The following is a 14,531-nucleotide window of genomic DNA, read 5'->3' as shown; positions in this document are numbered from 1 at the left end:
TTTAACAGGTATACTTTTCTACCTTTGTAAAGATTGAATCCATAGTTCAAGAAGGTTTATTCCTGAATGTATTAGAGTACTTTTAAATATATAAGCACCACCAATACGTGGATTTATTTCTATCAATTCCCAGCCTGTAGCTTTATCATATTTGGCTTCGACATGATATAATCCTGCATCTATTTCTAAAGTCTTGAGAATCCGTTCAATAAGTATTTTCCCTTGTTCAATATCATATTGGGAAATATTATTGGGGGGGCATATACATGCTGGCTCGACAGTAGATAAGTTTTGTTGTTCAATCTCAATTTTCTCATGAATTGAAATTATATTGGTGATGCCGTGATTAATAATGACTTCAAAACAATACTCATTCCCGGAAATAAAGTCCTCATACATAAACTGCATATCACTTTGGAATACGCCCGAGTATGCACAATCTTTTAATGCATTAGATTTAAGGATTTCAAGGTCCTCAAATGTATTTATTTTATTCAGTGGAGTTGTTCCGAATGATGCTAAACCTTTCACTGGTTTTATGAAATATTGTCCTGATTGTGACTTTAATTCTTCAAATAAGTCATTTGTTAAAATGTTTGAGGAAATATTAGTTAGACTGTGAGAAAACAAAGTTTTTCTAAATGTGAGTTTATTTTTTAATATTTCAACTTTTTCGGGGGATATATCGTTAGCGTTGAGCAACTGATTAAGTTGAGACATGAGCTCTCTATAACCATCCCAGACACTTATGCAACCGACAAAATTAATATAAGAGGAGTGTAGAATATAAAAATTATAGAGATCTTCCCAACATAAATGAGCTTTGTTAACGATGAATATTTTATTAGGGTCTACAGTATTTATTTGAGAAGTTGGTTGAGAGGATAGAATAATATAGTCGAATCCTAATTTTTTGATAGCGTCACAAATTTCGGTTATCATAGATAATCCTTGGTGTGATAATACTATAAGAGTGCCCAATTTTGCCATTATTACTTATCCCTGTTGTTTATAAAACACTATTTTCAAGTTCTTGTGCTTTTGCTGTAGTTTTTTCATAGATTTCTATAAAAAATAACTTTAGAGTTTCTTGAAAATCAGAAATATACCTTTTGATATCATAGATATCGGCTTCGCTTTTAATTAAGGGGCTAATTGTATTCCACACTTCTTGTGTATGGTCTTCAACTGCATCTGTAGTGACATGTGCAAGCTGCCCTTCGATCATGTCTTAACCTAAAACATCAGTAAGGGCTGTCATTTGCTTTGGAGTAATTGCTTGTGATGTATATTCTACTAAATAGCTATAACACAAAGCACCTAAAGGATTTTCATGTTCTGCTATATAATACATAAAACCAATTAATAGTTTAGTGCTAAGCATGGGTTCTGTGTTATATATTTCATCTCTTGTTATCCCTGCTTTTTCTGCATCTTGCATAAATAATGTATCATGTAACATCTCTTCACTTTGGTAGTTTGCATATATTTTAGCTACTTCAGCATTTATTTTACTGATCTTGTAAAGGATATGGCATTGCGCACTACGCATTAATCGTATTCTCCAGCTATGCTCTATTAAAGTACGTTTATAGTATGCCATGTTAATCTCTGAACCTTCAAGATGGCTGGCGTATGGGACACTAGATTTCCATTCTGCAATTTTATGATCTATGAAACGGTCAATTTCACTTTTTACTTTATTGCTGTGGATGAAATCCAGAAAAGGTTTTTCTCTTTTAATTGAGAGTGTACGGACTCTATTATGCATGTGATTATCTCCTATGATTGTTTTTTCGGATTTGTTCAATTTTTACATTACCATAAATCGTACATTGGCATGCAAGCCTTATGGTGTCATCTTCTATTTTTAGGTGCATAAAAACCATTTTCTCAAGATCATTTTTGTGTGAAATATTGTCGTTTCCTTGTAAAACTCTGATTCGACAAATGCCACACTTCCCAGCTTTACAACCAAATTTTAATATTCCATCTAGTTCTTTCAAAGACAGTTTTTTGTCAAATGCAACAATATTATTGTCGTTAATGATTATTTCTTTCAAATAATTCTCCTGTAAACTAAGAGACGGTGCTATGTAGGTTTAATTACCTAAAGTATCAGTTCATATTCATTAAATCTACTGTCAAAAATACATGTTTTATGAATTTTTGACATTTTTTTACACTTGGTTACGTGGTAAGATTTGGGATAACATAACTTACCGTTTTGATTGGACGACAAAAGGAGGACTGTCTTTGAATAAGCGTGATGTATGGGGATTGAAAACTTTATTGTGTGATCAGTTGCACAAGGATTGGCGGTCAGTGGATAAAGTAATGTGTATACATGCCTTAAGCGTTGCCGAACTCAAGGTCGTTGAATTATTGGTTTTAGGGAATCAGTCCAAACAAGTGGCTCATAAATTAAGTTTATCCAAACGAACAGTTGATTGGCATATAGAAAACATCAAGAAAAAATTTTCTGTTAAAACTCAATTTGAATTGGGTCTCAAGTTAGGTATGCTTAAAGCGAAGCAAATCTTTAAAATAATTGTCTAAATTCTTTTATTGCTAACTCGACTTACGTATTTTTTTCTCATACTCATTTTTCATTTCTAAATATACAGGGTCACCTCATTAAAATTTAGCTCTTAAAATTTCATCTAAAAACACTTGATTCCAACCTGCCATTTTTCTCATGACTTTAAGACTTTTTCTCTTATGCTCAGGCTTTTGTTTTACAGCTCTTAACAAATTCATTGCTATCTTTTTTACAACAGCCATGTTTACAGGTGCATTGCCTTTGCGAATTCGACTCATATCATCTTCAAACGTCAGGTCTAGCACCCAATGCAATTGATTCTCCACACCCCAGTGGTAGCGGATAGATTTAAGAATAGTTAAAGCGTCGGTATCTAAGCTCGAAATATAATAGCGTTTCTCAGTATTAGTGATATTTTTAATCTCACATATGCTTTCAATTTCAATAATGGATGAAATGCTTGACCAGTTTTCATGTTGTTCCTTAAGCCAGTCAAGTTCTTTACATACTCTACATTTACGATGCTCAAAACGACCATGCGCCTTATCAATTTGCTCTGTTTCTTCAATTTTTGATGATCTTGGTGGTGTCCCAAAAAAAGTTTTAACGTCATCGTGCAAGGTGGATTGATTACCCTTTAGTGAAAATATATAACTAGCCCCTTGATCGATGATTTGAGTTGCGATTTTATGCTGGCACCCCATCGCGTCTATCGTCACAATAGCGCCTTTCAAATCCAACAGCTGTATCAGCTCAGGTATGGCAGTTATTTCATTGGATTTTTCATGAGTTTTTAACTGTCCTAGAACAACGCTAAATTGACTGGCAAAGGCACTCGCCATATGCATTGGCTTGGAATTACCATCAAAACGTCTCCTAGAGGTTTTACCATCTAAAGCAACAATTTTTGCTTCAAGGGTTAGCTGAAATGATTGCACCCATTTTATAAAAGCCTCTTCAAATGCATTACTATCGAGAGTGCGGAAAAAACGTCTTAGCGTATCATCACTTGGGCTACCATTTTCATATGGTAAGTCGAAGCGTAATTCATCCAGTTTCGTTTGACCATAAAGCTTAATATCATCCCCGTTTGAACAGCCCGAGATAACTGCGCAAAAGCTTAATAACAATATTTCTTCAACACTATGTAGCTTCTTGCGTTCAATACGATGATCTGGTACTTCTTTAAAAAAGTCTAAAAACTCTGGCTCTTTAGTTGGCATTATAAATAAAAATGATAAATCCCTTATAGCACACGCTTATTCCACATAATTTGCTAGATGTCACCGGTTTTTTTAATGAGGTGACCCTGATGAGCTCTAACTCTCATCTTGTGTTTTAGGCTTAAGTAGGACACAATGCTGTTGCTAGGAGAACTAGCATGGTTTGGTTGTCAACAAGATATAGGGGGAAATTATGGGAACCCTAAGCTCATGGTCAATAGTATTTATTCCGCTGGTCGTAATCGTTGGTTTATCCTTGGTAAATTACCTTAAGAATCGATCGTAATTAAGCTTATTGTCTTCAACTTAAGTAATGGTTAATGTGTGTTTAGATTTTAAGTATTGCATGAATCTAAATGTATAAATCTACTGTAGAGAAATCGAAAGGTAAGGAAAATGTCAGCACTTGTTATCGTCTTTGTATTATATATTGTTATTATTTTTGGTTTAGCGGTGTGTTCATACTTTTACACCAAAAATTTACATGACTATATGCTTGGTGGTCGATCATTAAGTGGTCCAATTGCTGCGTTAGGTGCAGGTGCTTCGGATATGAGTTCCTGGCTGTTATTAGCATTACCAGGTACGGTGATGTTAAATGGATTAAACCAAATTTGGCTGCCGATTGGGTTAGCATTAGGTGCTTATTTAAATTGGCAATTTGTTGCGAGGCGTTTACGTGTTTATACCGAAATGGCCAATGATTCGATTACGATTCCATCTTATTTTGAGAATCGCTTTGGCGATAAAACAGGACTTTTGCGCTTACTAAGTGCAATCGTTATTTTGATTTTTTTCACTTTTTACACAGCTTCAGGTTTTGTGGCAGGTGGGCTTTTATTTGGTTCTACATTTCAGATCGACTATTCAACTGGTTTATATATTACTGCGTTTATTATTTTAGTATATACCTGTATAGGTGGTTTTTTAGCGATTTCATGGGTCGATTTTTTCCAAGGGTCGTTAATGTTCATTGCACTTATCATAGTGCCAATTGCGGTATGGGTGCATATTGGGAGTTTGAGTGATGCGTTAACAATTGTCTCTCAGCAATCATCTGTATATTTAAATGTATTTAAAGATACGACTTTAGTCGGTGTGATTTCTCTTTTTGCTTGGGGTTTAGGGTATTTTGGTCAACCACATATTTTGGTGCGATTCATGGCTACAAAAACCGCAAAGTCTGTTCCTCAGGCACAGTTTATTTGCATGACGTGGATGTGTATCGCACTTTTGGGTGCGGTATTTACAGGTTTATTAGGTATTGCTTATTTTGCCCCAAATATGCTTCAAAATCCTGAAACGGTATTTGTTTTACTTTCACAAATGTTGTTTGATCCGTGGGTGGCGGGTGCTTTATTGGCTGCCGTGCTATCTGCTACAATGAGTACAGCCTCAGCACAATTATTGGCATCATCAAGTGCGGTGGTAGAGGATTTTTACCATAAATTTATTCGTCCGTATGCTACGGTCAATGAGATGCTTATTGTTAGTCGTATAGTTGTGCTTATGATTGCTATTATTGCAATGCTGTTTGCGCTTAATCCCAAAAACTCAATCCTAAATTTAGTTGGCTATGCCTGGGCAGGGTTAGGTGCGTCATTTGGTCCTATTATTATTTTATCGCTTTATTGGCGCAGGATGAACTTAGTTGGTGCGTTTGCAGGAATAGTTGTGGGTGCGCTAACTGTGATTATATGGCCTTACTTAAAATTCTTGGGTGGTTTTTTCGAGTTATATGAACTTTTACCTGGTTTTATTTTTGCTTGTGTTGCAATTGTTGTTGCAAGTTTAATGAGCAAAATACCAAATCAGTTAATCCTTGAGCAATATAGTCAAACAAAGGAAAGGCTGTAACTTGTTGGCGATTAAAGGTATGATGGAGTCGAAAATTCAAAAGTGTCCCAAATTCGTGAGGGAGGTCAAACACCATGAATACAGGATTAGTCAGTACTCTTTTAAGCAGTTTCGTCTTCAGTATAGTTACACTACCTACCGCATGGGCGGCGAACCGTATTGTGGATTTGACGGTAGATTACAAAACTGTGAATTTTACCGGAAAGAACGTTCAAGCCTTGACCATTAACGGTCAGATACCAGGACCGACGTTACATTTCATCGAAGGCGATACGGTCACCATTAACGTATATAACCACTTGAATAAACCCACTTCCATTCATTGGCACGGTTTGATTTTACCCTGGCAAATGGATGGCGTCCCTCTTATTAGTCAACAGTCAATTCCACCTAGTGGTGTTTTTCAGTATAGTTTTACCTTAAAGCAATCAGGCACGTATTGGTATCATGCGCATGAGGGGCTACAAGAACAGCAAGGTTTATATGGAGCACTGATTATTCACCCTAAGCAAGAAACTATCAAGGTCACGAAAGACTACCCTATCGTACTTTCCGATTGGAGCAATACCCCGCCTGAACAAATTTATGCAAATCTGAAAAAAGAAGGTGATTATTACTCACCACGATTTCCTATGCAACCATCTTTACAGGATTTTATAAAGAGATACCGCAACGGCACAGCTAAAGGACGCCAAGAACTGGTTGACAATTATAAGATGATGCAGTCTATGCGCATGAGTCCGTATGATTTTAGTGATGTTGCCTATGATGCATTCTTACTAAACGGTCATACTACGCAAAACCCCTGGAAGGCTTTAGTCAACGTGGGTGATACAATCCGTTTACGTTTAATTAATGCTGGGGCCAATAGCCTTTTTCGGGTTAAAATACCTGGCAGCAAGCTGCATGTGGTGCATGTGCAGGGTAGTAACGTGCAACCCTATGATATAGATAGTCTTACCTTAGCTCCAGGTGAAACCTATGATGTGTTAGTCAACATCACCCAAAAGAGACCCTATATTATCTATGTGGAATCCACTGATAAAGTTGGTAAAGTTTATGGCGCACTGGTTACAGATTTACAGCAATCTCTAGATGTGAGTGGTATTTCACCCTTTCCTGAACCCAAACTCAAAATGAGTGATCACAATATGGCAGGTCATAATATGGCGGGAATGACATCACATACAGCCCATCCTGTTGATCTGAATGTACCGATGATCCATGAAGGTATGGATATGCCTGCTTCTCATACCAAGACGCAGCATGAGAGACCAGTTGTGTTTGAGCATAAATACCAGACACTCAAAGCAACTCATAAGACCAATGATCCTAATAAATCTGTCATTCCTATCAAAATGGAACTCTCAGGCTATATGGAGAGATACATGTGGTTTATTAACGGTGTTTCTGAGTATCATGCTAAGCCCATTCTCTTAGAAAAAGGCAAGCGTTACCGGATTATTTTTACCAATAACAGCATGATGCACCATCCCATGCACATTCATGGACACTGGTTTATTCTACGCAACGGTTATGGCGCCTATGATCCTTTACTTCATACGATTGATGTGCCGCCTGGCACAACTATTACCGCTGACTTTGAAGCTGATGCCAGTGGTCAGTGGATTTTACATTGTCATAACCTCTATCACATGCAAGCGGGGGATGAGTCGCATCTTGCGCTATGAGGATGCTCAAGAAAAAGCGCATAGAGGAAATAATGAAATAGCACAATTACTTCTTAGCAACAATATGGCGCACAAATCTACTTGGTATCACGATAGTCACTTAGATGTAGCCACTGATTTGAAAGGGAGTTACGAAACCACATTAAAAACTCGGATTGGTGGTGATTATCATAAACTTGAAATTTATGCAGAAGATATGGAAGTAAATAAGGATAAAATGGAACAAGCCAATGTTGATGTCTTTTATTGGCATCTTGTGAGCGAGTTTTGGGTCATTAAAGGCGGTGTGAACTATGTATATCGCCCTGCTAAAACACCGTATGTACAACCAGGTATTGGTATTGAAGGCTTAATGCCTTATTTTATTGATACGGACATCCGTGCATATGTCCATAAAGGCAGCACGAAGCTCGATATACAGCTTACTCGGGATAATCAGTTGACTGATAATTTATTTATCCGTACCGGCATCCATAGTATTGCGGCCACCAAAACCATCGCCGAAGATTACATTGGCAGCGGTCTAAATATCCTCAAGTGGACCATTCGTCCCTATTATCGCTTAAAGCCAGGGTTAAGTCTTTACATCGATTTTAGCCATACGGATTATTATGGAGCTTTAAAGAGCTTACGAAACAGTGCGGGAGAAGTTATACGGGATGACAGTGTGGCGGTTGGTATTTCTTGGTTATTTTAGTTGATGGCGTAAGACGTTTTAGCTTTTAAAACTCTGTTAGCTTGAGAGCTACTTGTACTTGGTTTTTCAGTCAGTGTTTTCCTAGGTTAAGCTTGGGTCCGTCTTAAAAATTTAATTAAGATAGACTGGTGTTAGATCAGCTTAAAATTGCTTTTTGAGAATGAATTGTCTACTATGAGCCATCTTTTTTAGAACCAGTAATAAAACATGAAATTCAAACTATTAAAAACGAGCGCTAAAGCACGTCGTGGTGAATTACACTTTGCACGTGGTGTGGTTGAAACGCCAGCTTTTATGCCAGTAGGAACTTATGGGGCAGTAAAGTCATTATCGCCTTGTGATGTAAAAGCGACAGGGACTCAGATTTTGTTAGGTAATACCTTTCACTTATGGTTAAGACCAGGAACAGGAATTATCAAAATGCACGGTGATTTGCATGACTTCATGCGATGGCAAGGTCCTATTTTAACAGATTCAGGGGGATTTCAAGTTTTTAGTTTAGGCGCACTTAGGAAACTCACAGAACAAGGGGTGACTTTTCGCTCGCCTTTAGATGGTGCCAAAGTATTTCTTGACCCTGAGATTTCGATGAAAATTCAACGTGATTTAGGGTCTGATATCGTGATGTGTTTTGATGAATGTACACCTTATCCTGCAGCTGAGCTAGAAGCACAAAAATCTATGGAGTTATCAATGCGTTGGGCATTAAGAAGTAAGATTGCGCATAGTGATAACCCTTCAGCTTTATTTGGTATTATTCAAGGTGGCATGTATGAGCACTTACGAGATCAATCACTTGAAGCTTTAACAGATATAGGTTTTGATGGCTATGCTATTGGTGGGCTATCCGTTGGTGAGTCAAAAGCGGAAATGATTCGTGTTTTGGATCATATTGTACATCAAATGCCACAAGATAAACCACGTTATTTAATGGGCGTTGGCAAACCTCAGGACTTAGTTGAAAGTGTGCGCAGAGGTGTAGATATGTTTGATTGCGTGATGCCATCGCGAAATGCAAGGAATGGACATTTATTCGTAAAAAATGGTGTAATTCGTATTCGCAATACTCAATATAAAACTGATATATCTGCCTTAGATGATCATTGTGATTGTTATACTTGTAAAAACTTCAGTCGCAGTTATTTACATCATTTAGATAAAACAAAGGAAAGTCTAGGCGCGCGTTTAAATACCATTCATAATATTACTTACTATCAAAGGTTAATGAAGAATATTCGTAAAGCACTAGATGAAGATCAATTTGATGTGTTTGTTGAAGCATTCTATCGTGATTTAGGGCAGAATGTTCCTCCACTTAAATAGTAAAATGCATGTATTTTAAGTTTTGTTGAATATGCTAAGGGCTTTTAGTTGAAATCTAGAAAATAATGTTTGACTTCACTTATGTTTTAGCTAGAATAAGCCCTGTTTTAACCTGGTTGGAAAAGATTAGGATTAACAAACATGGTAGTTTCAAATTTTCTTGCTTAGGTCTTATGAATATGAAATTCAGCACAGATTTGTGCCAGAGTGGCGAAATTGGTAGACGCAGTGGACTCAAAATCCACCGGTGGCAACACTGTGCCGGTTCGAGTCCGGCCTCTGGCACCAAATAATCATTTCATAATATCTCATCAGCGGAATACAGAGGGTTACTTCTAAGGCATGAGTTAAGGTTGTTTAGTTTTTAATGCTTCGCTATCTATAGCGAGATTGTAATCAACTCCTTCTATATTAAAGCCATTCAGTTCTAAAAAGTCTTGGTAAAATCCATCGAAGTCACTGATTTTTTTAAAGTTTTCAGCAGTCATTTTTGCCATAATTTCGTTGGTAAGGCGTTGAGTGTTAACATCCATTTCCAAATTGTCAGAGCGCACACGCTGGGTCTCATCAATAATACGTTTATTACCATACATCATGTCACGCATGAAGCGATCTATTTGTTCAATAGTGTTTTCATGAGTGCCTTGTTGTTTCATGACTTTAAAGAGAGCACAACCATACAGTGGGAAAAGTGGAATAAAAGCGCTGGCCTTAGTTACAAGTGCTTTTAAAACAGTCACAAATGCCTCTCCATGAATACCCTGTAGCATGTAGTTTAACTCAAGTGCGGTTTTCTCTAAATGGCGTTTGGCAGCACCAATAGTCCCTTTTTTGTAGATGGCATCTGTTGCATCGGCACCATCATATGAATAAGCAGTCGTTTTGAAGTTTTGAGCCAATACATTCGCATCTTTTAATGCTTCAATCCATAATTGCCAATCTTCCCCGCCCATGACCTTAATTGTTTCATCAATGTCATGTTTTGTAGCTTCTAGCATTTTGCCTGACACAATCGTTTGTTTGTTTAAATCTAACGTTGGTGCTGAAATTTCACCAATAGTACTTTTGAGTACAGAGTTATGAGTGATTCCAGTTTTGGGATCTGTACGCCTAGGTGAGGCAAGGCTGTAAATAACAACATCTATTTTCCCATCAAATGTTTTCTTGATAAGGCTAATGGTTTGTTGTTTGACTTCATCTGAAAAAGCATCACCAATGATATTCTTAGCGATTAATCCATCTTTTTCGGCTTGCTCTTTAAACCAAATATTATTCCACCAACCAGCAGTCCCAATACGTTTGTCAGAAATGCCGGATTCAAAAGAAATACAAATTGTATCGGCATAAGCACCATAAGCCAGTGCAATGCGAGAGGCAAGTCCATAACCAGATGAGCCACCAATAATCAGAGCTCGTTTTTTATCGCTAAAGCAAGATTTTTTCTTCATATAGTTAATCTGTTTTTCAACGACAGCTTTGCAGCCTATTGGATGTGGGTTTTTAACAAGTCCACCACGCATGACTTCTGGTTTTATAATCATAATCTATCGATTGCTCATGTTCTAAAAGTAATGTGATAATACGTTTTGTCTAAGTGATAAGTCAAGCCTGCTCCAAGGTAAAGCAGGATTCTTGCTCACATTATGCAATAATGGCAGCAGCTACATTACGTGCTTCATTGGCAAGAATGTTAAAGGTGCGGCAAGCCGCCCCAGAGTCCATAAAATCAAGCGGTTTGCCTAAGCGGGCAAATGCGCCTAGGATTTCAGGGGCTGGAATAAGCGCATTTATTCCTGTTCCTAGAAGATAGATATCTACATTAAGTTCAAAAAGCAATTCGAGTGATTCAATAGTTAACATAGAAGCATGTGTAATTGACCAGCACTCACTGATTACGTTGGAGGGAGTAATAATAATGCTATTGGTATAAGTTTGATGTGGTAATATTATTTTTCCATTTTGGTAGTGTTTGACATAAACGTTAGTATCTGGTTTTTCAAGTTCAAGTTGCACAAGTAAACCTTTATGTTTAAGTAATTAGAAAATAAATTGTATCAGAAGAAGTAGCTTATTAATAACTGGAATTAAAATGCTCGCCAATAAGTTGCTATTGCCAAATGGAATGAATAGCAATAGTAAAACAATTAAGAAGCCCCAACGCTCAAGTCGATTATATTGTAAAGTTGCTTTGTATGGCAAAAGAGCACTGATAACGCGGCTACCATCTAAGGGTGGAATGGGTAATAGGTTGAAAACCATTAACATTAAGTTCAGTGCTACGCCATATTGTGCCATTTGATTAAAGCCAAAGTTTGGCACAAACTTCCATAAAATAAACCAAATAATTGCCATCGCAAAATTAGCAAAAGGACCTGCAATGGCAACAAGTATCATATCCTGTCTTGGTTTTTTTAGATTGTTGAAATTAATAGGAACAGGTTTTGCCCAGCCAAATAAAAAACCAGTTTGTAATAAAAACATTACAACAGGTAAGATGATAGTGCCTAATGGGTCAATATGTTTGATAGGGTTAAAAGTTACACGTCCCATCAAGTAAGCAGTCTGATCACCACAAAGTTTAGCAATGTAAGCATGTGCTGCTTCATGAAGTGTAATTGCAAAAAGCATAGGGATAATAAACATCACAAAGTGGGTTAAAATATTTGTTAAATTGCCAGACATCTGCTGTTGGTACTTTTCTTATGGTGGAGTAAGTGTATTATAAAGCGCTAATAGAATGAAGAAATTATGCAAAGGATTTAAAATGGAGAACGTTTTATTAACTGATTCAGCAATACCTGAATTTTCTAAAGTTGATATTAGTAAAGCAAAAGAAGCGGTTGATTTTAGGTTAAAAAAATGTCTTGATTTAAAAGAAGTTTTATTACAGGAAAACCAATTTACGTGGGCTCAATTTATTTATCCATTAGAAGAGGCTGATGATCGTTTATCAAAAACATTTGGACTTATTGCGCATTTAAATGCTGTACAAAATACACAAGAACTTCGAGATATTTATCAGTATTGTGTTGAAAAAGTTTCGGAATATTCAACTCAAACGGCACAAGATGAGCGGTTGCTTAAGGCTTATCAGTATATTCTTAAAAATGATACTTCACTTGACAGAGCACAAATCAAAGCGATTCATGATGTTATTCGTGATTTTAAATTATCAGGAGTGGAGTTAGAAGGTCAAAAGCGTAAGGAATTTGAAGTAATTGCGACGAAGCTCTCTATACTACAAAGTCAGTTTGAAAATAATGTCTTAGATGCTACGATGGCGTGGCATTATGTAACTGCTGATCAAAATGAACTTCTGGGCTTGTCAGAGGATATGTTAGAACAGGCTTGGCTTCGTGCAGAATCGGTAGGTGAAAAAGGGTATTTTTTAGGGTTGGATGCACCAACCTATCTTGCAGTCATGCAGCAAGCAGATAACCGTGCGTTAAGACAAAAAATGTATCACGCATATGTTACGCGTGCTTCAAGCTTAGCGGAAAACCCAATATATGATAACGCTAAAATTATGCAAGAAATTATAGAATTACGTTATAAAGAGGCGAAGTTACTAGGGTTTAATAATTATGCAGAGTTATCATTAAAGAGCAAAATGGCGAGTTCAGTTGATAAAGTTATGGCATTTTTAGAAGACTTATTGCAAAGGGCTAAACATCAGGCGCAAAAAGAACTTCAAGCACTTCAAAGTTTTGCAAATAAGCATGGGTTAAGTGGCAAGTTACAAGTGTGGGATGTGCCTTATTACAGTGAAAAAATGAAAAAAACGCTTTATGATTTTACTGCAGAAGAATTAAGACCTTATTTCCCATTACCTTATGTTATACAAGGTTTATTTAAAATAATTGAGTCTCTTTATGGTGTGCATGCACAAGAAGTCAAAGAATGGGATCGTTACCATTTACAAACGGCATTATATGTTTTTTATGATCAAAAGAAAGACATAAGAGGAAAGATCCTAGTTGATTTATTTGCAAGAGATAATAAGCGAGATGGAGCATGGATGGATGATTGTCGTACGCGTTATAAAAGGCAGGATCAGAGTGTGCAAGTTCCTGTTGCCTACGTAACGTGTAATTTCATGCCACCCAAAAATAATGAGGATGCGCTTTTAACACATAATGATGTTTTGACTTTGTTTCATGAATTTGGGCATGCGCTTCATCATATCTTGACTAAAGTAGATTATCTGCCTGTATCAGGTATAAATGGCGTTGAATGGGATGCTGTTGAGCTACCTAGTCAATTCATGGAGAATTTTTGTTGGAGTAGGGAAGGCTTGTCATTAATTGCTAAACATGTCAAAACGGGTGAGTCACTACCAACAGCATTATTCAAGAAACTGGAGGCATCTCGGCAATATCAATCTGCTTTGGCAATGTTGCGTCAATTAGAATTTGCATTGTTTGATATGAAACTCCATCAAGTTCAGCCAGATGGGCTTGATATTCATGGTACTTTATTGAGTATCAGAAAGGAGACTTCATTATTAGAAGTGCCTGAATATAATCGTTTTGAAAATAGTTTTTCACATATTTTTGCAGGTGGTTATGCAGCAGGCTACTATAGTTACAAATGGGCAGAAGTATTATCAAGCGATGCATTTTCAGTCTTTGAATCATCTGCCGAAATCATTAATCCCAAGATTGGTCAGTCGTTTCTGCAAAATATTTTGGAAATGGGCGGCTCAAGACCAGCAGCAGAGTTATTTGAGGCTTTTCGAGGTCAACAACCCACTGTTGACGCACTATTAAAATATAATGGTATTTTGTGAATGAGTCGTGAAATTGGTGGTAGGGCAGAAGGTACAGCGTTGAAATACTTGGAGCAGCAAGGGTTTACATTGATTATTCAGAATTTTTTTACTCCGTTAGGTGAAATTGATCTTATTGGGTTAATGGATGAAACTTTGCTATTCATAGAAGTTAAAATCAGAAAGAGTGCTGGCTTTGGAGGTGCGCTTGAAATGGTTACGTATACAAAGCAAAACAAGATTCGTAAAACAGCAGAAGTTTTCTTGCAGCGTTATCAACAATATCAAAGCTATGAGTGTCGGTTTGATGTTATTGGTATTACAGCAGGGCAACTTGAGTGGATAAAAGGTGCTTTTTGATTATACCTCCAAATACCATTAAAATTACCCCGCCATTAAATTGTTAGATTCTCGCACTGAGTAGTAATAA

16 protein-coding genes and 1 tRNA gene are annotated in these 14,531 nt (G+C 36.9%); 9 read left to right on the top strand and 8 right to left on the bottom strand.

Annotation, left to right across the window (positions count from 1 at the left end):
- Positions 1-18: 18 nt before the first annotated feature.
- From M1V25_RS03230 to M1V25_RS03215, 4 genes are read right to left on the bottom strand one after another with little or no spacing between them, the layout of a single operon-like run.
- A complete protein-coding gene (locus M1V25_RS03230; RefSeq protein ID WP_498842418.1) occupies positions 19-990 on the bottom strand; it encodes an ATP-grasp domain-containing protein in 972 nt (323 codons plus the stop codon).
- A gap of 19 nt (positions 991-1,009) precedes the next feature.
- Entirely contained in the window at positions 1,010-1,228 is a 219-nt protein-coding gene (locus tag M1V25_RS03225; protein WP_498842417.1) for a hypothetical protein, read from the bottom strand.
- A gap of 3 nt (positions 1,229-1,231) precedes the next feature.
- Entirely contained in the window at positions 1,232-1,771 is a 540-nt protein-coding gene (locus M1V25_RS03220) for a heme oxygenase-like domain-containing protein (RefSeq protein WP_498842416.1), read from the bottom strand.
- A 4-nt stretch (positions 1,772-1,775) separates the two neighbouring features.
- Positions 1,776-2,063: a 2Fe-2S iron-sulfur cluster binding domain-containing protein gene (locus M1V25_RS03215; RefSeq protein WP_498842415.1), complete on the bottom strand. Its 288-nt coding sequence runs from the start codon at positions 2,061-2,063 to the stop codon at positions 1,776-1,778.
- A 193-nt stretch (positions 2,064-2,256) separates the two neighbouring features.
- Between M1V25_RS03215 and M1V25_RS03210 the strand changes: the two genes are divergently transcribed.
- Positions 2,257-2,559, top strand: a complete 303-nt coding sequence (locus tag M1V25_RS03210) for a helix-turn-helix transcriptional regulator (RefSeq protein ID WP_498842414.1) — start codon at positions 2,257-2,259, stop codon at positions 2,557-2,559.
- 78 nt (positions 2,560-2,637) lie between these two features.
- On the opposite strand, the gene M1V25_RS03205 is transcribed toward M1V25_RS03210, so the two are convergent.
- Complete coding sequence (locus M1V25_RS03205; protein WP_498842413.1) at positions 2,638-3,765, bottom strand: ISAs1 family transposase; 1,128 nt, start codon at positions 3,763-3,765, stop codon at positions 2,638-2,640.
- Positions 3,766-3,900: 135 nt separating this feature from the next.
- Between M1V25_RS03205 and M1V25_RS03200 the strand changes: the two genes are divergently transcribed.
- From M1V25_RS03200 to M1V25_RS03175, 6 genes are all read left to right on the top strand, one after another.
- Positions 3,901-4,038, top strand: a complete 138-nt coding sequence (locus tag M1V25_RS03200) for a hypothetical protein (protein WP_498842412.1) — start codon at positions 3,901-3,903, stop codon at positions 4,036-4,038.
- 123 nt (positions 4,039-4,161) lie between these two features.
- A complete protein-coding gene (gene putP / locus M1V25_RS03195) occupies positions 4,162-5,622 on the top strand; it encodes a sodium/proline symporter PutP (RefSeq protein WP_498842411.1) in 1,461 nt (486 codons plus the stop codon).
- A gap of 74 nt (positions 5,623-5,696) precedes the next feature.
- Entirely contained in the window at positions 5,697-7,313 is a 1,617-nt protein-coding gene (locus M1V25_RS03190) for a multicopper oxidase domain-containing protein (protein WP_498842410.1), read from the top strand.
- On the top strand, positions 7,291-8,010 hold the full coding sequence (locus M1V25_RS03185; protein ID WP_498842409.1) for a copper resistance protein B: 720 nt from the start codon (positions 7,291-7,293) through the stop codon (positions 8,008-8,010). Before M1V25_RS03190 ends, M1V25_RS03185 begins: the two co-directional genes overlap by 23 nt.
- A 207-nt stretch (positions 8,011-8,217) precedes the next feature.
- On the top strand, positions 8,218-9,333 hold the full coding sequence (tgt, locus tag M1V25_RS03180; protein ID WP_498842408.1) for a tRNA guanosine(34) transglycosylase Tgt: 1,116 nt from the start codon (positions 8,218-8,220) through the stop codon (positions 9,331-9,333).
- A gap of 201 nt (positions 9,334-9,534) precedes the next feature.
- Positions 9,535-9,621, top strand: a tRNA-Leu gene (locus M1V25_RS03175).
- Between the two features lie 59 nt (positions 9,622-9,680).
- Here M1V25_RS03175 and fabV read toward each other — a convergent pair.
- The 3 genes from fabV to M1V25_RS03160 form a co-directional block, all read right to left on the bottom strand.
- Positions 9,681-10,874, bottom strand: a complete 1,194-nt coding sequence (gene fabV, locus M1V25_RS03170) for an enoyl-ACP reductase FabV (RefSeq protein ID WP_116963982.1) — start codon at positions 10,872-10,874, stop codon at positions 9,681-9,683.
- A gap of 100 nt (positions 10,875-10,974) precedes the next feature.
- Entirely contained in the window at positions 10,975-11,346 is a 372-nt protein-coding gene (locus tag M1V25_RS03165; RefSeq protein WP_116963981.1) for an Mth938-like domain-containing protein, read from the bottom strand.
- 24 nt (positions 11,347-11,370) lie between these two features.
- The gene (locus M1V25_RS03160; RefSeq protein ID WP_116963980.1) at positions 11,371-12,015 is read right to left on the bottom strand and encodes a site-2 protease family protein; all 645 of its coding nucleotides are present in this window, start codon (positions 12,013-12,015) and stop codon (positions 11,371-11,373) included.
- A gap of 82 nt (positions 12,016-12,097) precedes the next feature.
- Here M1V25_RS03160 and M1V25_RS03155 point away from each other — a divergent pair, with 82 nt between their 5' ends.
- On the top strand, positions 12,098-14,122 hold the full coding sequence (locus tag M1V25_RS03155; protein ID WP_498842407.1) for a M3 family metallopeptidase: 2,025 nt from the start codon (positions 12,098-12,100) through the stop codon (positions 14,120-14,122).
- The gene (locus tag M1V25_RS03150; protein ID WP_498842406.1) at positions 14,123-14,461 is read left to right on the top strand and encodes a YraN family protein; all 339 of its coding nucleotides are present in this window, start codon (positions 14,123-14,125) and stop codon (positions 14,459-14,461) included.
- Positions 14,462-14,531 lie beyond the last annotated feature (70 nt).

The sequence above is a fragment of the Candidatus Nebulibacter yamunensis genome, assembly GCF_024208055.1.
GTDB lineage: Bacteria > Pseudomonadota > Gammaproteobacteria > Francisellales > Francisellaceae > Caedibacter > Caedibacter lacustris.
The sequence above is the reverse complement of the archived record's forward strand: the minus strand, read 5'-3'. Positions and strand labels throughout refer to the sequence as shown.